This window comes from Bacillus sp. FSL W8-1143 (assembly GCF_037965155.1).
Classification (GTDB): Bacteria; Bacillota; Bacilli; order Bacillales; family Bacillaceae; genus Bacillus; species Bacillus pumilus.
The window spans coordinates 3,406,828-3,428,715 of record NZ_CP150182.1 but is presented as its reverse complement, the minus strand read 5'-3'; the positions used below and the strand labels follow the sequence as shown (position 1 = coordinate 3,428,715).

25 protein-coding genes are annotated in these 21,888 nt (G+C 41.5%); 17 read left to right on the top strand and 8 right to left on the bottom strand.

Annotated features, from left to right (window positions below):
* Positions 1 to 2 precede the first annotated feature (2 nt).
* The 5 genes from NSQ36_RS17595 to NSQ36_RS17575 all read left to right on the top strand — a co-directional run bounded on the left by NSQ36_RS17595 (position 3) and on the right by NSQ36_RS17575 (position 3,905).
* Positions 3 to 743, top strand: coding sequence for a sugar phosphate nucleotidyltransferase (locus NSQ36_RS17595; protein WP_050944489.1), 741 nt, complete (start codon positions 3 to 5; stop codon positions 741 to 743).
* Entirely contained in the window at positions 740 to 1,705 is a 966-nt protein-coding gene (gene rfbB / locus NSQ36_RS17590; protein ID WP_106032080.1) for a dTDP-glucose 4,6-dehydratase, read from the top strand. The genes NSQ36_RS17595 and rfbB overlap by 4 nt, the downstream gene beginning before the upstream one ends.
* 3 nt (positions 1,706 to 1,708) lie before the next feature.
* Complete coding sequence (gene rfbD, locus NSQ36_RS17585) at positions 1,709 to 2,563, top strand: dTDP-4-dehydrorhamnose reductase (RefSeq protein WP_003214612.1); 855 nt, start codon at positions 1,709 to 1,711, stop codon at positions 2,561 to 2,563.
* Positions 2,556 to 3,011 carry a dTDP-4-dehydrorhamnose 3,5-epimerase family protein gene (locus NSQ36_RS17580; RefSeq protein ID WP_003215275.1) on the top strand — a complete coding sequence of 152 codons (456 nt, stop codon included), beginning with the start codon at positions 2,556 to 2,558 and terminating at the stop codon, positions 3,009 to 3,011. Before rfbD ends, NSQ36_RS17580 begins: the two co-directional genes overlap by 8 nt.
* A gap of 102 nt (positions 3,012 to 3,113) precedes the next feature.
* The gene (locus NSQ36_RS17575) at positions 3,114 to 3,905 is read left to right on the top strand and encodes an SDR family oxidoreductase (RefSeq protein WP_269199666.1); all 792 of its coding nucleotides are present in this window, start codon (positions 3,114 to 3,116) and stop codon (positions 3,903 to 3,905) included.
* A gap of 14 nt (positions 3,906 to 3,919) precedes the next feature.
* On the opposite strand, the gene NSQ36_RS17570 is transcribed toward NSQ36_RS17575, so the two are convergent.
* From NSQ36_RS17570 to NSQ36_RS17545, 6 genes are all read right to left on the bottom strand, one after another.
* Entirely contained in the window at positions 3,920 to 5,113 is a 1,194-nt protein-coding gene (locus NSQ36_RS17570) for an aminotransferase class I/II-fold pyridoxal phosphate-dependent enzyme (protein ID WP_339206264.1), read from the bottom strand.
* An 18-nt stretch (positions 5,114 to 5,131) separates the two neighbouring features.
* Positions 5,132 to 6,553, bottom strand: coding sequence for an ATP-grasp domain-containing protein (locus NSQ36_RS17565; RefSeq protein WP_339206262.1), 1,422 nt, complete (start codon positions 6,551 to 6,553; stop codon positions 5,132 to 5,134).
* A gap of 15 nt (positions 6,554 to 6,568) precedes the next feature.
* Positions 6,569 to 7,330 (bottom strand): glucose 1-dehydrogenase, encoded by a 762-nt coding sequence (locus NSQ36_RS17560; protein WP_339206260.1) that lies wholly within the window; start codon positions 7,328 to 7,330, stop codon positions 6,569 to 6,571.
* Positions 7,327 to 8,034 (bottom strand): cupin domain-containing protein, encoded by a 708-nt coding sequence (locus tag NSQ36_RS17555; RefSeq protein WP_284907452.1) that lies wholly within the window; start codon positions 8,032 to 8,034, stop codon positions 7,327 to 7,329. Before NSQ36_RS17555 ends, NSQ36_RS17560 begins: the two co-directional genes overlap by 4 nt.
* 1 nt (position 8,035) lies before the next feature.
* The gene (locus tag NSQ36_RS17550; RefSeq protein ID WP_310425372.1) at positions 8,036 to 8,638 is read right to left on the bottom strand and encodes a bacilysin biosynthesis protein BacA; all 603 of its coding nucleotides are present in this window, start codon (positions 8,636 to 8,638) and stop codon (positions 8,036 to 8,038) included.
* A gap of 149 nt (positions 8,639 to 8,787) precedes the next feature.
* Positions 8,788 to 10,020: an MFS transporter gene (locus tag NSQ36_RS17545; RefSeq protein ID WP_050944482.1), complete on the bottom strand. Its 1,233-nt coding sequence runs from the start codon at positions 10,018 to 10,020 to the stop codon at positions 8,788 to 8,790.
* 145 nt (positions 10,021 to 10,165) lie between these two features.
* Here NSQ36_RS17545 and NSQ36_RS17540 point away from each other — a divergent pair, with 145 nt between their 5' ends.
* On the top strand, positions 10,166 to 10,645 hold the full coding sequence (locus NSQ36_RS17540; RefSeq protein WP_106029502.1) for an Lrp/AsnC family transcriptional regulator: 480 nt from the start codon (positions 10,166 to 10,168) through the stop codon (positions 10,643 to 10,645).
* Positions 10,646 to 10,658: 13 nt separating this feature from the next.
* Here the strand turns inward: NSQ36_RS17540 and NSQ36_RS17535 are convergent, their stop codons facing one another.
* Positions 10,659 to 10,826, bottom strand: coding sequence for a hypothetical protein (locus tag NSQ36_RS17535; RefSeq protein WP_339206256.1), 168 nt, complete (start codon positions 10,824 to 10,826; stop codon positions 10,659 to 10,661).
* A 196-nt stretch (positions 10,827 to 11,022) separates the two neighbouring features.
* Here NSQ36_RS17535 and NSQ36_RS17530 point away from each other — a divergent pair, with 196 nt between their 5' ends.
* Positions 11,023 to 11,991: an alpha/beta hydrolase family protein gene (locus NSQ36_RS17530; protein ID WP_106918397.1), complete on the top strand. Its 969-nt coding sequence runs from the start codon at positions 11,023 to 11,025 to the stop codon at positions 11,989 to 11,991.
* Between the two features lie 345 nt (positions 11,992 to 12,336).
* On the opposite strand, the gene hemQ is transcribed toward NSQ36_RS17530, so the two are convergent.
* The gene (gene hemQ / locus NSQ36_RS17525) at positions 12,337 to 13,107 is read right to left on the bottom strand and encodes a hydrogen peroxide-dependent heme synthase (RefSeq protein WP_309216063.1); all 771 of its coding nucleotides are present in this window, start codon (positions 13,105 to 13,107) and stop codon (positions 12,337 to 12,339) included.
* A gap of 240 nt (positions 13,108 to 13,347) precedes the next feature.
* On the opposite strand from hemQ, the gene pta reads away from it, so the two are divergent.
* From pta to NSQ36_RS17475, 10 genes are all read left to right on the top strand, one after another.
* Positions 13,348 to 14,319 carry a phosphate acetyltransferase gene (gene pta / locus NSQ36_RS17520; RefSeq protein ID WP_003215086.1) on the top strand — a complete coding sequence of 324 codons (972 nt, stop codon included), beginning with the start codon at positions 13,348 to 13,350 and terminating at the stop codon, positions 14,317 to 14,319.
* Positions 14,320 to 14,452: 133 nt separating this feature from the next.
* Positions 14,453 to 15,304: a MurR/RpiR family transcriptional regulator gene (locus NSQ36_RS17515; RefSeq protein ID WP_113767832.1), complete on the top strand. Its 852-nt coding sequence runs from the start codon at positions 14,453 to 14,455 to the stop codon at positions 15,302 to 15,304.
* A gap of 143 nt (positions 15,305 to 15,447) precedes the next feature.
* Positions 15,448 to 16,119 (top strand): RraA family protein, encoded by a 672-nt coding sequence (locus NSQ36_RS17510; protein WP_339206253.1) that lies wholly within the window; start codon positions 15,448 to 15,450, stop codon positions 16,117 to 16,119.
* 11 nt (positions 16,120 to 16,130) lie between these two features.
* A complete protein-coding gene (locus NSQ36_RS17505; protein ID WP_339206251.1) occupies positions 16,131 to 17,000 on the top strand; it encodes a prephenate dehydrogenase/arogenate dehydrogenase family protein in 870 nt (289 codons plus the stop codon).
* 51 nt (positions 17,001 to 17,051) lie between these two features.
* A complete protein-coding gene (locus NSQ36_RS17500) occupies positions 17,052 to 18,386 on the top strand; it encodes a TRAP transporter large permease subunit (protein WP_003214816.1) in 1,335 nt (444 codons plus the stop codon).
* Between the two features lie 13 nt (positions 18,387 to 18,399).
* Positions 18,400 to 18,666 (top strand): hypothetical protein, encoded by a 267-nt coding sequence (locus tag NSQ36_RS17495; RefSeq protein ID WP_003215032.1) that lies wholly within the window; start codon positions 18,400 to 18,402, stop codon positions 18,664 to 18,666.
* 175 nt (positions 18,667 to 18,841) lie between these two features.
* Positions 18,842 to 19,252 carry a DUF5082 family protein gene (locus NSQ36_RS17490; protein WP_339206249.1) on the top strand — a complete coding sequence of 137 codons (411 nt, stop codon included), beginning with the start codon at positions 18,842 to 18,844 and terminating at the stop codon, positions 19,250 to 19,252.
* The gene (locus tag NSQ36_RS17485; protein ID WP_339206247.1) at positions 19,245 to 19,523 is read left to right on the top strand and encodes a YwqI/YxiC family protein; all 279 of its coding nucleotides are present in this window, start codon (positions 19,245 to 19,247) and stop codon (positions 19,521 to 19,523) included. Before NSQ36_RS17490 ends, NSQ36_RS17485 begins: the two co-directional genes overlap by 8 nt.
* 11 nt (positions 19,524 to 19,534) lie before the next feature.
* Entirely contained in the window at positions 19,535 to 21,322 is a 1,788-nt protein-coding gene (locus NSQ36_RS17480) for a T7SS effector LXG polymorphic toxin (RefSeq protein ID WP_339206245.1), read from the top strand.
* Positions 21,322 to 21,765, top strand: a complete 444-nt coding sequence (locus NSQ36_RS17475; RefSeq protein ID WP_253622055.1) for an SMI1/KNR4 family protein — start codon at positions 21,322 to 21,324, stop codon at positions 21,763 to 21,765. The genes NSQ36_RS17480 and NSQ36_RS17475 overlap by 1 nt, the downstream gene beginning before the upstream one ends.
* Positions 21,766 to 21,888: the final 123 nt, after the last annotated feature.

Here is a 21,888-nt window from a genome sequence, read left to right as displayed (position 1 = left end):
ATGTGAAGGGAGTTATTTTAGCAGGAGGAAAGGGATCACGACTGGCACCTTTAACAAAGATTTTCAATAAGCATTTATTGCCGGTTGGCCCATATCCGATGATTTATTGGTCATTGTTCAAATTGAAAGAAGCGGGAATATTGGATGTAATGGTCATATCACAAGCAGAACAAATCCCGCTGTTTCAAAAGCTACTTGAAGGCGATCAGGAACTAGGGATGAACATTGTGTATCAGGTCCAGCCTGAAGCTTCTGGAATTTCGGACGGCTTATCCTACGCAAAGCCCTTTGTAGAAGGGGAAAAGTTTGTGCTAATGCTTGGTGATAATGTATTTGAGGATTCGCTAACCCCTTTTGTTGAAGCCTTTCAGCAGCAAGAAAGCGGAGCGAAGGTTCTGTTGAAAGAAGTGGCAGATCCAAAGCGGTTTGGTATTGCAGAAATTGATGCCACCCACCACCGAATTTTATCAATTGAGGAAAAACCGGAGCATCCGCGTTCATCCTACTGCGTCACGGGTATCTATTTTTATGATCAAGAAGTCTTTCAATATATTGAGAAAATCTCGCCGTCAGATCGAGGCGAATTAGAGATTACAGATGTAAACAATCTCTATATCTCAAATAGCCAGCTGACCTATGATATGTTAAAAGGGTGGTGGATTGATGCAGGAACACATGAATCTCTCCACCAAGCATCGACGAAAATGTTTGAAACGATGAAGAAAAAAGAGGGATACGAATGACGAAATCTTATTTAATTACAGGCGGAGCGGGATTTATTGGACTGAATTTTGTGAAGCTGTTGCTTCAGGAAACAGATGTCCGGCTCACTGTTTTTGACAAGTTAACATATGCCAGTCATCCAGAGGAGATGGAGGAATTATTAAAGCTGTCTCATTTTCGTTTTATTCAAGGGGATATCGCTCTTCAACATGAGCTAGATCAAGCGTTTGATGAAGTCTATGATGCCATCATTCATTTTGCAGCGGAATCCCATGTTGATCGCAGTATTGAATCGGCAGAGCCTTTTATTCAAACAAATGTCCTCGGTACCTATCGTATGCTTGAAGCGGTCTTAAAAGGAAAGGCGAAAAAACTTATTCATATTTCAACAGACGAAGTATATGGAGATTTAGAGCCAGATGATCCTGCTTTCACAGAACAAACACCACTTTCACCGAATAATCCTTATTCAGCAAGCAAGGCAAGCTCAGACCTGCTTGTAAAATCTTATATTCACACTCACCAATTACCCGCAATGATCACAAGATGTAGCAACAACTATGGACCGCATCAGCATGAAGAGAAATTAATACCGACGATTATTAGAAAAGCAATCAATGGAGAAAAGATCCCGATTTATGGGGACGGCCAGCAGATTCGCGATTGGCTGTATGTAGAGGATCATGCGAGAGCTGTAAAGCAGGTCCTTGAAAACGGAACAGCTGGGCAAGTGTACAATATTGGCGGCGGCAACGAGAAAACGAATCTCGATTTGACCAAAACCATTCTGACACAGCTCGGGATCAGTCATGACCGTATTGCGTTTGTTGAAGACCGTAAAGGACATGACAGACGGTATGCGATTGACGCCAGTAAGCTAAAACGGGAGCTTGGCTGGACGCAGGAGACATCATTTGAAGCAGGTATTGAAAAAACGATCAATTGGTATCATGCCAAATATGATCAGAGTGAAGAAGGGTGACGGATGAAAGTTTTAATCACCGGTGCAGGCGGGCAACTAGGGAAAGAATTGAGCAGACAGCTCAAGGAGAAAGACATCACCGTCATTGCCTTAACGAGGAGCATGCTCAATATCGCAGACCAGCAAGCAGTCAGACACGCGATGAGACACTTTCGCCCTAATATTGTTGTCAGTGCAGCAGCATATACCTCTGTAGATCAGTGTGAAACAGAAACGGAAAAGGCGTATCTTGTTAATGGCATTGGCGCCTACTATACGGCGCTGGAGGCTAAGAACATAGGGGCTGATGTGCTACATGTCAGTACAGATTATGTGTTTGACGGGCAAGCAGACACGCCTTACCAAGTCGATGCACAGCCAGATCCTCACACCATTTATGGAAAAAGTAAAAAGCTTGGTGAGGAATTGCTTCATCTTGTATCAGACGAAGTGAAAATTATCCGTACATCGTGGCTATACGGACATGAGGGACATAATTTTGTGAATACCATCCTTCGGCTCGCAGAAACAAAGGATCATTTGCGCATCGTGAATGACCAAATAGGCTCACCTACTTATACAAAAGATGTCGCAGAGGCCATCATTCATTTATTTGATCAACAGGCAGGAATTTATCATGTCAGTAACCGAGAAAGCTGTTCCTGGTTTGACTTTGCGTCAGAAATTGTGACAAAAAGCGGCCTGTCTACGACCATTGAGCCAATTTCCACAGAAGAGTACGGCTTCCAAACACCTCGTCCAGCCTATTCTGTGTTAGACCTTCAAGCGATTGAAGCCACAGGCTGGAAGCCGAGACATTGGAAGGATGCGCTTCACGAATTTTTGCAGAAAGAAGGGAGATGGCATCAGCATGATTGATGGTGTACAAACGAAAAAACTCATGAAACATTGTGATGATCGCGGCTTTTTTGCAGAGCTCATTCGAGATGATGAGCCCATGCTGCAACGTTTTGGGCAGGCATCGTGGTCGAAAAGCTTTCCAGGTGTGATCAAAGCCTTTCATTATCATGAAAAGCAAGATGACGTTTGGTTTTTCCCAGCAGGTCATGCTCAGGTCGTTTTATACGATTTGCGTGAGGACTCTCCTACAAAGGGTCAAACCGATGTGTATTATATGGGGGAAGACAATCCAATGCTCCTCCTCATCCCAAAGGGTGTCGCACATGGCTACCGGGTACTAGGCGAGACGCCGCTGCAAATTGTCTATTTCACGACAGAATCCTATGACCCGAAAAACCCAGATGAAAAGAGAATCGCTTGGAATGACGAGACAATCGGATTTGATTGGGAAACGACATTTAAATAAAGAACAAAGGCCTTTCGCAGGAGAAAGGTCTTTTTTTGTTGAAATACATTCTATAAGTGTCATTTTATGTATTTTTCTAAGTTAAGCAGAAAAGGGATGTGGATGAGTTTGTCTAAAAGAATTGCATTTGTAACAGGGGCAAGTACAGGGATTGGAAAGGCAATCGCCATAAAGCTTGCCGCCCAGGACCATGTAAAGGTCATCATCAATTCTAGAAATCAATCCTTACTAGAAGATGCGCGGCAGCATATTGAGCGTATGGCAGAAACAAAGGAGCCGGTGTCTCTTTTCTGTGGTGATATGTCGCATGAAGGAGTGCGAGCTGAGGCCTTTGCGGCAATAGATCAAGAGTTTGGCAGACTGGATGTGTTGATTAATAACATTCCAGGAGGGAAGCCAGATACTTTTAATTCATGTGAAAGTGAGCAGATGCTGGCAGCATTTTCTCAGAAAGCCCTAGCGTACATTGATATGATGAAACGTGCGGCAGCGATGATGAAAAGACATGAATATGGCCGGATCATTCAAATTGTCGGGAACCTTTGGAAGGAACCTGGTGATCAAATGTTTACGAACAGTATGATGAATGCAGCGATTATCAATGCTAGTAAAAATGCAGCCACACAGCTTGCGCCTTCAGGGATCACAGTGAATTGTTTAAACCCAGGATTTATTGCTACAGATCGATATGAACAGTTTATCGAAAACATGATGCGTGAGCAGTCATTATCACGGGAAGAAGCTGTACAGGCTGTTGCGTCAGGGATCCCGATGCAAAGAGTAGGTTCAGCGAGTGAAATGGCTTCATTGGCGGCATTTATCGCATCAGAGGAAGCCTCCTATGTCACCGGACAGCAAATATCTGTCGATGGTGGTTCGATGAAAAGTATATAAATATGAAAAACCCGCTATATGCGGGTTTTTTGATGAAAACGAATCGGCAGTATATGCAGCCGATCGATAAAAAGGGCAAGCTGTTCAATTGGCGCCACCATTGAGATGCGGACATGATGTCTTCCATGTGTTCCAAACACACCCCCAGGCGTCACGACGACATTTGCATGCTCGAGTAAATAGTCGGCAAATGCATGAGAATCCTCGAAATCATCAGGAATCGGTGCCCACAAATAAAAGGCGCCGGCTGGACGTTCAATGGTCCAGCCAAGCTGCTTCTCCGCTTGACGGATGAAGAAAGCCATTCGTTCAATGTAGACTTCTTTCAATGATTGAATATGACAGTCATCACTTTGTAAAGCGACGGTGGCGGCATGTTGAAATCCACCATACATACTGACAAACACATGATCCTGGAAGGCGTTAATGGCATGAATGATGTCCTCATTGCCTACAGCAAAAGCGACTCTCCATCCTGCCATATTGAATGTTTTGGATAAAGAATATAATTCCACTCCTACGTTTTTCCCAAGAGGAGCCTTTAGAAAGCTCACTGGTTTTTGCTCATAATGAAAGGAACCATAAGCAAAATCATGAATCACATGCAGATCGTGAGCGGACGCAAATTCTGCAGCCTCTTCAAAAAAAGCTTCATTCGCCACAGCACCAGTTGGGTTATTCGGATAATTTAAGAAAAGCACCTTTGCCTTTTTTAACACGTCTGGATCAATTGAAGAGAAATTCGGCAAATAGCCATTTTTCTTTTCAAGCTGGATGCAATGTGGCTTTGCGTCCGCCATCAAGATACCTGAATGATATTCTGGGTATCCCGGATCGGGGACGAGGGCAATATTCCCTGGATCAAGCAGGCACTGACTCATCACATAAAGCCCTGTTTTTCCTCCATTGAAAAGGGCAATTTCCTTCTTCGGGTCAACCTCAATGCCGAATTCCTTTCTGTAGAAATCTGCAATGGCTTGCTTGAAAAAGTCAAAGCCTCTAAAAGGTGCATATTGCTGAAATTGCAAAGAGCCTGCTGCCTCTTGAAGGGCAATCACAATGTGCGCCGGAGTAGGAAGATCAGGATTTCCCTGACCAAGGTTCACAATGTTCGCTCCGTGTTGTGTTTTATGCGCAATTTTCTCAAATACGGTTCCAAATTTTTGTTCTGGCAGCCGTTCAATCATGTTAGATGGTAAGATCTTCACCACGACATCCTCTCTTTCTTATCCCTTCACTAATTCATCCATTAACTGAATGGCTGCCTGCTTTTGAATGTTACGGATGGAGGCGGCAACATCCTGAGAAGACGACCCTTTTAATTCAAGAGACACGATGCCATTAAATGCTTCAAATAAAGATAGATCTACAAAGGTTCCTTTAGGTGGGACAGATTCGCTGATGATGACAGTATCTCCAACTAAAGTGTCCTGCGGAATATGCACATGATCAATGGTGATGTGTGTGGCCTCAGGCGGAATGTGTCCGCTCTCTTTGAAATGCTGAGGGTATAAATGACAGTCTGCTACATAATGCGTATGTCCAGAAAGTAGTTCTTTTGGCAAATTAGCTTTTTTTCCATCGACTAATACATCAATCAGCAACTTAGCCATATCCACCCCAAAGACCTTTTTGATATTCGGAATCATATTCCAGCCAGCAAATCTAGCTGCTGATTCGATCAGTCCGGTTTCTCGATGTTTCATAAGCTTGATTTCTGTATGAGTGGCACAGTTTTCAAGACCTAATCCTTCATTTGCTTTCCTCGCTGCCTCAATGATGATTTGCTGGGCTTCATTGTCTAGGATCGACGGAGTGATATGAGCCGTTTCAGTAAAGCCGATTTGAGGGGTCTTATCATGAATGACAAAAGGGATATATTCACCCTCAACAACTAATCCTTCTACACTGACATAATCAGAATAGCCGTCGTCTTGATACCAATCCTCGTAAGCCCCCTCTAAGTACGTTTCAGCGACAAACGGTGCTTCATACGTCACAGCGTTTGGAACGGGAATGGTTTGCAAATAGGATTGTACGTTTAAAAAGAGATCATCACTGCCGGATCGGTCATGAAAAAGGGTCACGCCAATGGAGCTTGCTAAATATGTAGGCTTTAAAATAAGCGGTGTACCAATATGTTCAATGGCTTGCTGAAAATCAGCTAAAGTCGTGACAGGCTGAGTTTTTACTGCTTTGACCCCAGCTGCGTTGAATGCAGCCCTCATTTGGCTTTTATCACGCGCTAATTCAGCCGCCTTTACCCCAGCGCCGCGCAGCCCAAGTCGCTCAGCGGCTTTTGCCATTGGTGCAATGAATAATTCATTATTGGTGGTGATCGCATCCGCTTTGAAAAAGGAAGCGACGCGAACTAGGTCGTCCACCACCTCTTCCTCGGATTTTAGATAATCATCATGTGCCCAGTAAATCGAATCTGGGTGTTCAAAAGAAGGGTTTTTGTCAAAATAATCTCGATCTTTGATGACCGCAATAGAGTATTTTTCGATTAGCTCAGCGTGTCCCTTTGTAATAGCAAAGGGTCTCGGGATATAAGAAACGATATGATACGATACAGCCACGCTTTCATAAAACATATGGGGCGGGCATCCTCCCAGATCAGCAATGACAAGTACGGTTTTTTTACTCAATGAAAGCACTCCTTTTTATCTAGCGGTGTAACCGCCATCTGCTGTGACAACACTTCCAGTCATATAGCTGGATAGATTAGAGGCGAGAAACAGCATGACGCCCGCAATTTCTTCGGGTTTTCCGAGACGAAGTAATGGGTTCACCTTTGCTTTTTCCTTTTTAACAACCTCAAGGCTTTCTGAATGATTGTCTGAAAAGGATTTTTCATTTAATGGTGTATCAATAATGCCTGGGGCGATACAGTTCACTCTGATTTGATGGGCGGCATAGTCGACCGCCATCGATTTGGTCAGCTGGATGACACCGCCCTTTGTTGCGTTATAGGCAGGGATGTCAGGCCAGCCGACAAGACCTCCGACAGATCCAGTATTGATAATACTTCCGCTTTTCTTTTCAAGCATATGTGGCAAAGCATGCTTACTCATGAGAAATACACCCGTCAGGTTGACCTGTACAATGTGGTTCCAATCCTCTAGTGTCATCTCGTGAACGGGAGAGACAATTTCAATGCCTGCATTGTTAATCAGCACATCGATTGTCCTAAACTGGGTCAGCACAGACTGAACGGTTTTTTGACAGTCAGACTCATTTGTAATATCTGTTTTGAAAAACGCAACATGCTCGTGCGCCAATGATTCGACGAGCTGTTTGCCGCTTTTTTCATTGATGTCAGCCACTGCAACTTTTGCTCCGTGCTCAAGGAAAAGCTTGACTGCGGCAAGCCCAATTCCCGATGCACCTCCTGTAATCAGGACGACTTTTCCGTCGAGGTTCATTTCTTCACCTTAGACGCTTTTGGCTTCAACCGATTATAGCGGGGAGGGAAGAAGAGATTAATAGACTTTGATGCTTCCAGCTTTGGATTTATCGCCCCGTGGTCTTCCCTAGGGTCACAAAAGTAGGTAGTACCAAATTCCATTTTCTCTGTAAAGCCTTCAATCGTCATATCATAACCTCCGCTAATGCAAATGCCGATTTGTTCATTTCGGTGTTTGTGAAAAGGCATTTCTCCGCCATTTCCAGGAATGTTGGCTATCATGAGCTCCATCCAATCCTCAACAAAAAAGGTCACTTCCATGCCAGGAAGTAAATCTCGTGTTTTGAAAATGTCTAAGAAATAAGTAGGAGGCGCCGTGTATTCCTCGCCATCTTTTAATCTCTTAATATCAATAGCAATCACTTCTTCATCTGTCAGGTTAGAAGCGCCGTGAGGGACAAAAGGTGGTGCGATATACGCTGATTCTAAAGGGGTAAGCAATTGGGTCGATGGGCCAACTGTCATTTGAAGCTCGCCTTTTAATACGATGCCGATTTGTGCTTCGGGATGCTCGTGAGGTTTAATGATCGTGTGAGGAGGGATGTATGAGATTAGTACTTCCGTATCACCTCTGACCGTGGAATATTGTGTGACACCATTCTCCCATTCTATTTTTTTGGCTTGTGGAAAATATCGTTCTTGCGTTTTTTGTTCAGTTTGCATATTATATCTCTCCTTTTCCGAATATGGACCAGCTCATAGGAATACTTTTAAACGTTCGAACGAAGGTGAGGCCATATGTGGCTCTGGCTACCTCATTGGTTAAAGCGAAATCAAATTCGCCGTCTCTTACTTTTTGTGCGGCAGTACTTGTCGAATTGACTAGCTCAAATTCAGCATTTTGGTGAATGAAATATTGAATCAAATTGACAGGTGCAGGGTGAGAGACAATTTTTAAATGGTGGAGCATTTGTTCTTGAAATGGAAAATCTGGTCTGACAGCCAAGCCATACATGGGTGTGTCACATCTGAAAATTTGTAAGAGCTGCAGGTCAGGTCTCATGTAGAAGTGTTTGATTCCTTCGTATGCGTGTGGAACGAGAGTGTATTGGAGTGCGTGAGAGAGAGTATGTTCAATGCAGGTTTCGAATGTGTCATAAAGGGATAGTTTCGTATGAGTGCCGAGTGTAGTGGTGGAATGAGAGATGAAGTATTTTGCTGCGTATTCACTGCTTGTCCCCTTAGGGCCTAGTGTATTGACTGTAAACATCTTAGGTGAAACGATGGGCTCTTCTTTGAAATGAAAAACATCATTCTTTAAGATCATGTTTACCATCCAATCTTTTTCAAATTTTTACTAGATTATAAAAAATAAAATTGGCAATTGTCAACAAAATTTATAAAAAATGTATTTTATGATGATATTAAAAATTGATCTAAAAAACTGCACATACCTAGATGTGCAGTGAATTGAACTTACGTTTCAAATGTGTTTTTATGTTTCTGCTGTAAGGTTCGTTCACGTTTATAGCTGACGAAGCTAATAAGAAAACCAACAAGCGTAACGAGAGCACATACAAGCCCTACCGTATGATAGCCGAAATGGACATAGACAGGTCCCATAAGAGCGGAACCAAGCATAACGGCAAGATTGGACGCAAGGCTGTAAAAAGCCATCACTTTGCCTCGGTGGGTTTGGGAGCAGTCACTTAGAACAGTGCTCAAAAGCGTGACAGATAAACTTTGCATGGCACCCCAAATAAATAGGGCAAAAATCAGCAATGTCCATGAGAAAGGAGCATAAGGAAGTAAGGCGAGAACGAGCGTAATGCCGCCCAGCACAAAGAAAAGAGAACGAGTTTTGCCAAACCAGTCTGCTAATTTCCCTGTAAATACACTCATGGAAAAACCGACACCGTAAGCCATGATCAGAAGTCCTGCCGTCGATTGCCCTCCAGAAAACAAACTTTGTAGATACGCTCCTAAAAACGAGTACATGCCATAAAATCCAAGCATATTACAAAATGTCACGGTCAAATAGGCGGGGACACGATCAATTTTCAAAGCTCCCCATAAAGAGCCAGCTTTTTCCCTAGCTTGAGGTGTTCCTGTATTCGCTGTGGCGGTTTGTTTACGAGATTCAAGGATGACGAGCAGCAGGACAATGAGACTCATGATGGCGAAAATCCAAAAGGTCCATCGCCAGTTTAAACTCTGCCCGATGAAGGCGCCAATTGGTACACCAAGGACAAGAGAAAGAGACCAACTCGACACAATGAGCCCCATCACTTTGCCTCGATATTCATAAGGAACCCGGTCACCCACGAGCGCATAGGCTGTTGGCACAAATACACCGGTCGCCAGCCCAGAAATAGCACGGCCTGCAAAAAATACGGCCAGATTCGGGGCAGCCGCACACATTACGGTGCCAATCAAAAAGAAAGAAAGCCCGATAATCAGGCATAGCTCCCTTGAATACCGGTCCCCTAAAGGAACAAGCAGCGGGGCTCCAACCAGCACAGCTAACCCATAAATGCTGATGGAAAGGGCGAGAATATCAAGAGAGTGCTGAAAAGAGTTTGATAAATCAGGCAGCAGTGGTGAAATCACCAGTTCTTCCGATCCCGCCGCAAAGACGCCAAGTGTGAGCGCAATGGCAAGTGTGATGGGAAATGTTTTAGAAGCCTGGCTGTCTAAAGATTCTTTCATCAGGTGATCCCTCCAAACTTGCTTTTTCATTCAATTCCGTTAAAATAAATTCTACCATTATTTAGTTTTATTTTACATTTCGCATCATAAGTATTATCATAAAATACTTTTCAAATGGAACGATTTTTGGATAGGAGAGGTACGAATGAAAATCACCGATGTTGATGTGCATATTTTAAATGAATTGAAAGAAGATGCCCGCTTATCTATGAGGGAGTTGTCCAAGCGGGTCAATTTATCCGCACCTGCGGTAGCAGAAAGAGTGCGTAAATTAGAAGATGCAGGGATTATCGAAGGGTATTCGGTTCAGGTTAACTATAAAAAATTAGGGCTTATGATTGACTGCCTGCTGGAAGTCACAGTGCTAAACGGGGAGTATCAACGTTTTGTGGCTTTTATGAATCAGCATCCACGCGCTTTTTTTGCTTATCGAGTGGCAGGGCAGTCATGCTTTTTCATTAAGCTGTCAGTCGCTTCCCTTGAAGAAATTGAAGCCTTTATTCAGGCAGTGTCTGGGTTTACAAAAACAGTATCTCATATCGTCTTATCAGGGCACTCTTTTTCTCATCCCATTCAGGAACGTGTGAAACCAATAGAAGAGCCAGAAATGACCGTGGTGAAGTAAAAAAGGACCTGACTTAGGCCCTTTTTGTTCGTCTATCTGACTGATAGCTCATGATCGTAATGATGAGTCCAATGAAAGTTACAGCTGCAGCAAATAACGGTACAAGCTGTAAATGTGTAAGCTGGATGGCAAGACCGCCAAGCGCAGCACCGCCGGCATTCCCGATAATGGCTGAGGGCATATATAGAAAATAAAATTCTGTATTCCAAGATATCTTAAACAGACTAAATATATTTATAAAAATGTGAATTGTTAATAAGGTATTATGGCTGATGTGAGTTTGTTGATTGTGGATTTATATTAATCTTTAAACTCATGTTTCTAAAAAAATAACCTTTTTTTATAGTAATAATTTGAGATTAGAGGAGTTAATTCTTTTGAAGCTTTTAAAAGTAATAGATTACGCAGCATTAATGGATATGCACAGAACAAGGAGCAAAGAAAGTCACTATAATAATTTGCCTATTGACGTTGGTAATAGGGATCATTTTTTTAGTGCTCAGCCAATTGATTTAGAATTTCAAATCAATAACCATACAGCAAACTTAAAAAGTGGGATATTTTCTTTTCATTCAAGCATCAGATCTGGTGTAGATAGGAATGACAAGGTTACTGGGGAAGTGTTTTTACGAAAAGAGTCTAAGCACAAGCCCAATATAATCTTCGTACATGGATGGCGCATGGATTCATACGACAGGATTAAGAAGATTTATCACGATAAAATCGTTAAAAATTATGATTGGAATATGTATTACTACACGCTGCCTTATCATTTCGATAGGGAACCACAAAATTCAACATATTCAGGTGAACACATGATTAGCGCCAATATAAGTCGAACAGTGCAATCCTCCCAGCAAGCTATTGTTGAACTTAGAGGGCTGATTAAATGGATTAAGGAAAATGAAGGTGGGGAAATAATCGTAGTTGGTATTAGTTTAGGAGGGTGGCTAACAAACTTATTAGCAACAGTCGAGAAAGACGTGAATATTGTTGTATCAGCTTTTTATGCGAATAATATTGCGCATTCCATCTGGAACACTCTTCCTGGGAAGTATATACGAAGAGATCTGGAGGAACATGGAACAACGTATGAAGAACTCGACAAAGCTTGGGACATTATGAACCCTAGTAAAGCAAAACTTCTCATAGACAAAGAAAATGTACTCTTAATATCAGGAAAATATGACATGTATATCGACATAAACGATGCTGATACTCTGTGGAATAGCTGGAATCAACCTAAAAGGCACGTATACAGTTGTGGGCATGCTGGAATTGTTCTATCTAGAAAGAGAATAGCAGCTGACACACTTCAATTTATTGAAAGTAGGCTAAAGAAATAAAATGATGTTCATCCTAACTGCATTGCTGAGGGCCGTATACGGAATTTTCTCAATGGCAAACACATCATGTAGTTCTTTCTTTATGGGTCTTACACTATGTCTTTATTTCAATAGGTTTGATGGTTTATGCAGTATATACAGAAAAGAGTATAACAAGCAAAAGACAAAAGGTTTATACATGTCTAGTTATTGTTCCAACACTTGATGACAAATTCAGTCATACCAATCGAAAACGCACCGAGCGTTAAAGCAAAAATAGCGATGGGGAAGTTTTTCATGATGTGATCACCTTTCTAAAAAAATACATAAAAAGGCTTCGGAAAGATCCGAAGCCTTAAGAGTTTATCATACATGAAAATAAGACGCCAGCTGCTCGTTTGCTAATCGGTTTCCGACAAAGAAGGAACCAAATTCGCCGTAGCGTGCACTGACTTCATCAAAGCGCATTTCATAAACCAATTTTTTGAATTGAAGCACATCGTCAGAGAAAAGAGTGACGCCCCACTCATAATCATCAAAACCGACGGAGCCTGTAATGATCTGCTTTACTTTACCAGCATAGCTGCGGCCGATTAAGCCATGGCTTCTCATGAGTGATTTACGCTCATCCATAGAGAGCATGTACCAGTTGTCGTTGCCGGAACGTCTTTTATCCATTGGATAGAAGCACACGTATTGAGAAGAAGGGAGCTCTGGGTATAGACGTGCACGTACATGCGGGTTTTCGTAAGGATCTCCGCCATCTCCGCCTCCTGCTAAGTAGTTGCTAAGTTCAACAACTGAAACGTACGAATAAGCTGGGATCGTAAACTCTGCTAGTCGTGTTTTGTTGAATTCAAGTTCAATTTCACCCAGTTCTTCCATGGTTGGACGCAAAATCATGAGCATAATATCTGCTTTTTGGCCGACAATACTATAGATTGTTTGGCTTCCAGCCTTATCGTGCTCAGCTGTTTTCCATTTTTCTAATAGACCTGTGAACTCATGAAGAATCACTTGGCGCTCATCACTTGTCAGCAGCTTCCAAGCTGTCCAGTCAAAGGTTCTAAAATCATGCAGTGCATACCAGCCGTCTAGTGTTTGAGCTGCTTCATTGGTTGTATGTTGTTCGCTCATTTATTTCACTCCTATTTACAGTTTTCCATCTGTTCCAACTATAACATAGTTTGTCCAAATGGAGATGTGATCAAAACTTGAACGACGAAGTCAGCTTTTATGGAAATTGATTAAATTAGTTTGAAAAATATGAATTTAATTTGTAAGCGCTATAATGTAAGTTGGTAGTTTGAATTTATGTAGAAGAAGAGTATGCTTGAAAGAGAACGCTTTTTTTGTAAAATCAAGGAGGGTATATAAGTGGCAGATATTTTTTCAACAGTTCAGGAAAAGGTTGCAGGTAAAGGAGTAAAGATCGTTTTTCCTGAGGGAATGGACGAACGCATTCTAACAGCCGTTCAAAAACTAGCAGATGGCAAAGTCTTGCAGCCAATTGTTGTAGGTAAAACACAAGAAGTTGAAGCAAAAGCAAAAGAATTAGGTCTTACACTTGATGGTGTTGACGTGTATGATCCTCATACATATGAAGGTTTTGAAGAGCTTGTACAAGCTTTCGTAGAAAGACGTAAAGGCAAAGCAACAGAAGAGCAAGCAAGAAAAGCATTACTAGATGAAAACTACTTCGGTACGATGCTTGTGTACAAAGGTCTTGCAGACGGACTTGTGAGCGGTGCAGCACACTCAACTGCTGACACAGTACGCCCAGCACTTCAAATCATTAAAACAAAAGAAGGCGTAAAGAAAACATCTGGCGTCTTCATCATGGCTCGTGGTGAAGAGCAATATGTGTTTGCTGATTGTGCAATCAACATTGCACCAGATAGCCAAGATCTAGCTGAAATTGCGATCGAAAGTGCAAACACAGCCAAAATGTTCGACATCGAACCACGTGTGGCAATGCTTAGCTTCTCTACTAAAGGCTCAGCAAAATCAGATGAAACAGAAAAAGTTTCTGAAGCAGTTCGCATTGCAAAAGAAAAGGCACCTGAGCTTGTACTTGATGGAGAATTCCAATTCGATGCAGCTTTCGTTCCTTCAGTAGCAGCGAAAAAAGCACCAGATTCCGTCATTAAAGGCGATGCTAGCGTATTTGTTTTCCCTAGCCTAGAAGCTGGAAACATCGGCTACAAAATTGCACAGCGCTTAGGTAACTTTGAAGCTGTAGGTCCAATCTTGCAAGGCTTAAACCAACCAGTAAATGACCTTTCAAGAGGCTGTAATGCTGAAGACGTTTACAACCTTGCACTTATCACAGCAGCTCAAGCACTATAAAATAGCATCTCGGCTAAAGCAGTCAGCGCGATAGATTCGTGCTGGCTGTTTTTTTATTTTGGACAAATGTGTACAATATAGAAAGAAAACAATCTGATCGTAGATAAAGCCGATAGGATGGGCAGGTGCTAAAATGGAGGATTTAATACATAAGCTTCAGCATAAGGTCGCTTTTTTAACCGATGCACAGAGGAGAATTGCAGATTATATCGTACAACATCCAATGGAGGTCGCTTTTTTAACTGTCGATAAATTGGCGTCAAAAGTCGGGACGAGTACAGCAACCATCATGCGCTTCTCTGCTGCTGTGGGGTATTCTGGTTTTTCTGAGTTTCAAAAAGAGCTCCAATCAGCGATGAAGCATAAAGCTGACCCTCAAACAAGACTTGAGGCGAATCTCAAGCATTCAAATAAGAGTAAGCTCCTGCATAACCATGTAGAATTGCAATTTCAAAATATCCAGTACGCATTGGACAATATCACGGAAGAAACCTTTCAGCAAATTGTTGGGAAAATAGCCAATGCGCGCCACGTTTTGTGTACAAGTGTCCGAAGTGGAAGACCTGTTGGCGAATACATGTCGTTAGGAATCAATCGGCTATTGGGGAATTGCCAGTATATTGATGCAGATCAAAGTGACTGGGTGGATGATTTGGTTCATTTCAACTCGAGTGATTTCATTATAGCGGTCAGCTATCCGCGTTATGCAAAGCGTATGAAGGATTTGATGGAAGCAGCAAAGTCTTATGGGGTGGAAGTCCTTTTAATTACAGACAGCTACAGCTCTCCACTAACTAAATATGCACAATATGTATTACCGTGTTCCTCAGCAAGTGTAGGCTCTCATAACTCTGTCGTATCTGCTATCTTTATCGTCGATTTCATCTTAAGTGCATTAGCGATGAATGATCCAGAAAGAACAAAACCACGTTTAGATCAAATCAATCATATGTTAACGAAAATGAGTTATCACACAACACAATAGTCGTGTGGGGACTCATTTTTTATTTTTTTGAAAGCGCTTTACTAATTAAAAATGAGATGGTATGATCATATCACGAAAGTAATATATATTACTTTAAATTAATTAAATGTAATGGATATAACTCGAAGGGGATGATGAAAACAATGAGTACTGTTCATTTCGTGTCAAATGATCTTATAGCTAGGGCAAGAAAGCTTAACTCAACCTTGTTGTCAGACGTGATGAGATGCACCGGCGCGATGGATCATCAAATCAAACCAGTTGCGAGAGGCATGAATGTAGTCGGCACAGCTTTTACCGTGAGCTTACGGCCAGGAGATAATCTGTTTCTTCACCAAGCGATTTATTCTGCACAAGTAGGCGATGTACTCATCGTTGATGGGAAAGATCATAGGGGTCACGCATATTTAGGAGAATTGATGGCCGGTTCAGCAAAAGCTGTTGGAATAGAAGGAATCGTGATCGACGGTCTTGTCCGCGATAAAGTCGCTTTAGAGGAATTAGCTTTTCCAATCTATAGTAAGGGATTCACGCCGAATGGACCTTTTAAGGATGGGCCTGGTGAATTGAATGGAATCATCTCGTGTGGAGGGGTCAAAGTATCACCAGGTGACTTGGTCGTTGCAGATGATGATGGAGTGGTGATTGTTCCGAAGGAGAAAGCAGAAGAGATGCTGTCGTTGGCTGAAGAGAAACAAGCATATGAACATCAAAGATTAAAAACCATTCAACATTATATGAGCGAAGGAAAGCAGGATATCAGTCTCTTAGCGCCTGCATGGCTAGAGGGCAGAATGAAAAAATTCCAGAGATAGGGGAATCTGTGATGAAGATAGGCTTTATCGGTTATGGAGAAGCTGCATATGAGCTGTCAACGGGATTGAAAACAGAAGGATTAGATCATTTTTATGCGTATGATGTACTATTACAGAATGAGAAACTTGCTGGACCAATGAAAGAAAAAGCAGCCCGCACAGGCGTCGAATTAACAAGTAATGTGAGTGAAGTCATTGGAAAATCTGACATTGTCATTGCGGCTGTGCCAGCGAATAAAACCCTAGAAGTGGCTCAATCCGTATTAGGAAGTTTGAAAAAAAATCAAGTATATGTGGATGTGTCGGCATCAACTCCAGATATTAAAAAACAAGTGGCAGACGAAATTAAAAAGCAAGAAGCTCTATTTGTAGATGCCGCCATGCTAGGATCTCTTCCGGTTAACAAACACAAGGTTCCAATCACTGCTAGCGGAAGTGGAACAGATCGATTCATTGAATTAACGAAAGAATACGGTATGAATATTACAAAAATCAGTGATCAGCCTGGAGATGCTTCAGCCTTAAAGCTAATAAGAAGCATTTATATGAAAGGGATCGTCGGTTTACTTGTTGAATTTTTGGAAATTTCTAAAAAATATAATGTCGAAGATCAAGTGATTTCTTCACTAAGCGAAACGCTGGACAGCAAAAGTTTTGAAGAGACGATGAATCGTCTTGTGACAGGGAGTGCATTACATGCAAAAAGACGAGCGGTCGAATTACTTGGCTCTATTGAAATGCTGGATTCAGCTCATATTGATGCGAGCATGTCCCGGGCAGCACAACAGAAGCTAGAGAGATTAGCAGACTTTCAATTCGTTGAACGGTTTAATGGGAAAAAGCCGGTCAGCTGGAAAGAAGTCATTGACGTGATGCAGTAAGGGTGATTTTTGTAAGCGTTTTATTTAAGAAAGGGGAGGCGAAGAAACGACATGGGTTTTATTGCATTAATTGTATTCATAGCCGTCATCATTATATGGAATGTCGTCGTGAAACGAAATATGGGAGAAGCCATGCTGTTAGGCTTTATTGCAACCACTTTGTTTGGCGGAATGGATGCGCTTAGACTGTTCTGGGATGGTTTAAAATTTGCATCCACATATGAGGTGCTTTATGCAGCCGTTGCGTTTGTGTTCATGGCCTATTTAATCGAAAAGCTGGAATTAATTCACGCACTCTTGCGCATCCTGAATTCGGTTGTCGGCAAGCTTCCTGGGGGAGCGGCTTATATGAGTACGTTAGGTTCAGCAGTCTTAGGTGCTCTTTCAGGTTCAAATTCTGCAAACACAGCTGCCACTGGCTCTATTACGGCTTCTTGGATGATTAAATCAGGATGGAGCCGAACCCATACGGCCACGATTCTAGCCGGGAATGGCGGACTTGGAGCCGCGCTGCCGCCAAACTCTTCCATGTTTATCATGCTGGGCTTTGCACCAGTTGCAGCCCTTGTCTCTGAAGGTGATTTATATATTGCTCTTTTAATAGGAGGACTGTATCAAGTCGTATACCGGTTTATTTTGGTGTATATTCTGGTGAAAAAGAATAAAATCCAAGCGATGCCGCCAGATGATATTGTTCCCTTTAGAGAAGCTGTGAAACAGGGATGGAAATCGATTTTTATTTTTTTCGGTGCCTTGATCCCTATCATCATCACAATTGGTCCGCTAGCAAACTACTTAAAAAGTAATCCAAACATTGGACCAGAGGCAATGGATCAAATTTCTTTAATTACGTGGATTCCGATTCTCATGATGCTGATTAGCTTAACAATTGGAAGAAAAAAAGCGTCTGCGTTAGATTGGTCTCAGTTTTTCAAGTCGGCCATTCCTAAGTTTACAACGATCGGTGCCTTGATGCTGTTTGCTGTTGCTGCTAGTCAGGTGCTTGCTGAATTAGGACTCGCAGAAGATTTGACGCAAATCACGTCAGTACTTGCCATTCCGAAGTGGCTCATGGTGCTCATTGTTGGTGTTCTTGTCACGCTGGTGGCTGGACCATTATCTTCAACTGCCACATTAACAGCTGTTGGGCTTGTCTCATTTTCAGCTTTAATCTCAGTCGGAGTAGATCCTGTTGTCGCTGTTGTCGCCATTCTTGCTTTTTCATCAACAGAAGGCGCTTCCCCGCCGGCATCTGGGTCAATTTTCATCGCTTCTGGTCTTGCAGGAGCCCGGCCGGAGAAAACATTTATACCGCTCATTCTTTACTATATGCTGCCGATTGTAGGAATTGGCTGGCTCATCGGAATGGGCATACTTCCAGTATAGAAAGGAGAAACACATGAGAGCATTGATGGAATTTTTATTTAAAGTGCTGCTTGTCCTTTTCTTAACGTCAGGTACCCTGTTGGTATTCGGTCAAATACTAGGGATTCTCTTGCAAAATGGAGATTTGATCATAGCTAGTACGAACCTATTTAAAAATCCTACACTGGTATTAAGCGCTTTTTTTAGTCTTGTTGGTTTCTCTCTTCATTATATTTCTGAAAAGAAAGACACGTCATTTAGCGATCAACCATCAGCATCAGCTGGTGATTCGATCAAATAAGCGTCAAAAGCTGGATTCAGTTGGTGAATTCAGCTTTTTTTGCGCGTGTGAAATAGGCATAAAAACCCAATACGTACGATTCATTTTTCGTTGAATTCGTTTTCAATCATATGCCTCTTGTGCTAGGAAATGGTAACATAACGGAGGACTATTTAAGGAATAGAGGTGTTTGACGATGTCTGGAGCTATCATCGGTTATACAACAGCCTTGTATTCGTTAAAGGCAGACATATCCATAAAAAAAGAACAAATCATAGAATTGAGCATGTGTCGAAAAGAAATAAAAGAAGCAAAATCGACTCTGGAAGATGCTGGTAAAAAAATCACTCATCCAGATCTGACATCACATACATGGTTTGGCCATCTTGCAGATACGTTTGATGACATTCGAGACGAGATGGCATCCGCCAGTCAAGAGATTAAAGGTGTACAGCTGACCAATCTAGTGAATCGAATTGATGAGAAAATCAGTGACCTAAAATCGGAAATCCATTCGTTAGAACATGAGATCCATTCCGTTGAAAGAAAAATAGAGAAAGAAAAGCAGAAACAATTGGAAGAAAAAAGAGGGAAGTCACATGAGTAGAGAAATCAAAATAGATGCCAGTGAAATCAAACAAGTTTTACAACATACCAAACAATCAGGCGCTCAAATGAATGCTGCACTTCCAACATCCATCAAAGGGAGAAACCAGCTCCTAGCAGCAGATACATTAGAAAGAATCAATCAACAGTTGAACGAATTAAGTACATCCTACATAGGCATTCTTCAGAAACAGCTTGTACAAACAGAACAAGCGGTGAACACCATGATCGAAACGGACAAGGCGCTTGCCTCCAGCAATAAAAGAAAATAAAGGAGAACGCAATGAAAACCCTTGACGCCTTTGCGCTAATAAACGGAATTGACCAAACGCTGAATACATTAAAGCAGCAATCACAACAAATCAGCTCCATAGAAAAACAAATCCATCACATCATTTCACTTGATGGCGCACTAAAGGGAGAGGCGGGACAAGCCATCCGCTCCTTTTATACAGAATGTCATATTCCCTTCCTGCAATTCTTTCAGGTCGTCATTGAGGAATACAGCACTGCGCTGAAAAGCACAAAACAGGCGCTTCATGCACTTGAATCAAACGGGCAAGGCTTTATATCACAAGCATTTATTGAACACGAACTTGATCAAGGTTTAAAAAAAGCTGAACGAATGATTTCTGAAATCGTATCAGAGGTGAACCAAGCCATTGGCAGAGTTGGTCATATTGTTAAATTACCAAATGTAGACGAATCAGCTTTTCAGCAGAACTATCAAAAGGCATGGCTTGAGACATCAAGAACCATTGGTCTGCTTCATGCATTTGACAGAGAGCAGACAAGCGCTTTACATGAAACCACAAGCTCCCTTCAAACAATGAAGCAATACATCAACACGTTAAGCACCATGTTCACCGGCCCAAAAATCGACATCACGAGCTATCAAAAAGGGTCTATTTTCAAAAATGAAAAAGAAGAAAAAATAAGCAGCACCATCAGTGGATTGAATGACAAAATAGACAACCCGAAAGACAACCCGATGATGATCATGCTGAAGAAGCTGAGAGAGAAAGAACGGACGAATGTGGAGACGGTTGTTCTGGATGACACACATAAACACATCAACAAACAAGTCACAGTCAACGACCCATCCCTTACGACATTGCAAAGGGAAGCCGTGAACGGGAAAAACAAGATTCATAGAGACATCAGGGTCATAAATGGTAAACTATACAACGTCAAAGGCATTAAAAAATTAAAAGAATTCGATATCGCAGATGAAGTCGTCACCGATTCATCCGATATTGATTTTATTGGCGGCCGATACACCGTTTACGCCAATAAACAAATCATCCGAACGTATATCGCGAACGGTGAAGTAAGAATAGAAGAAGTAGACAAAATCCCAGAAAGCCGCAGCCGAGGAAACGCGAAACGCATATTAGACGGTGAAGTCGTCTCAACAGCCGAAAACATCATCCTAGAATACAGCGGCATCTACGACGGATATCGAGCCGTTACTGGCAAAGACCCAGAAACCAGCCAAAACATCAGCAGAACAGACCAAGTTCTGTCCGTAGCTTCAATTATCCCAATCGCTAAAATAGTGAAGGTAGGGAAATATGTTTTTAAGATGGATCAAGGGAAGAATGCGGTGAAAAGGGTTACTATTAGTACAGGGAGCAAGATAGATTCTAACACAATAAGAAAATATGTTAGGGATATAGAAGGACGAACAGGAAGAGAGCTACCTAAAAACCAAATAGATAATTTGAAAGCAGCATTAAGAAATAAAGAGTATAACAAAATGTCACCCATAGAAACGGCTAAGCATCGGGCGAAATTTGACAGTTTGAAAAATAAAGTAATCAAAGATTGGGAAAGAAATACTGGACAAAAGTGGCCAGTGTATAATGAAAATATTATTTCGGAAAAAACCGGTAAAGTAATTAGAAAAAAAGGAGATAAGTATGATGCTCACCATATAATTGAAAATACTTTTGGAGGGGAGCATGAATGGTGGAATATGCATCCTGCAAAATTTCCAAATGAGCATCAAGCTGGTATACATGGTGCAGGTTCACCAGCAAATACATTATTTAAAGGAGTTAAAAAATAATGAGATATGAGTTTATTAAGAAAAACGAAGAAAATAGTTTTTTTTTAGTAACTGAAAAAGAAATAATAGATGTTGAAAAGGAACTTGATTTAAAGTTTCCCAAGGAGTTAATTAATTTTTATATAGACGTAGGTTACGGTTTTATTAATGGGTCTGAGTTTAACATTAATCGTATTATGGACCCTTATTCTGTAAGAGACTTTCGATTAAGGGCTAATGATTTTGAATTCTATCCAGACATTGAAATCTATGATGAATTTGAGAATAACAAATTAATATTTTTTGAAGCAAATGAGACAGCTTTAATGTCAATTGAATTGAATGAAAAGGATAGAAGCGCAATATACTATTATGATATCCAAATCGCTAATTCTTTAGAGGAGTTTTTAACCAATATCCAAGAGGATGATAAATATTATCTAGATTTACTAGTAGACTATTAAAAGCCTTTCAAGATTTACTTTGCCATTGATCAATTCATATATGAGAATTGGACAAGGGGAAATTCATAAATTGGAATATAATTGTGGATTGAGTGACCTGTTAAGTAAATCTAAAGATAAAGC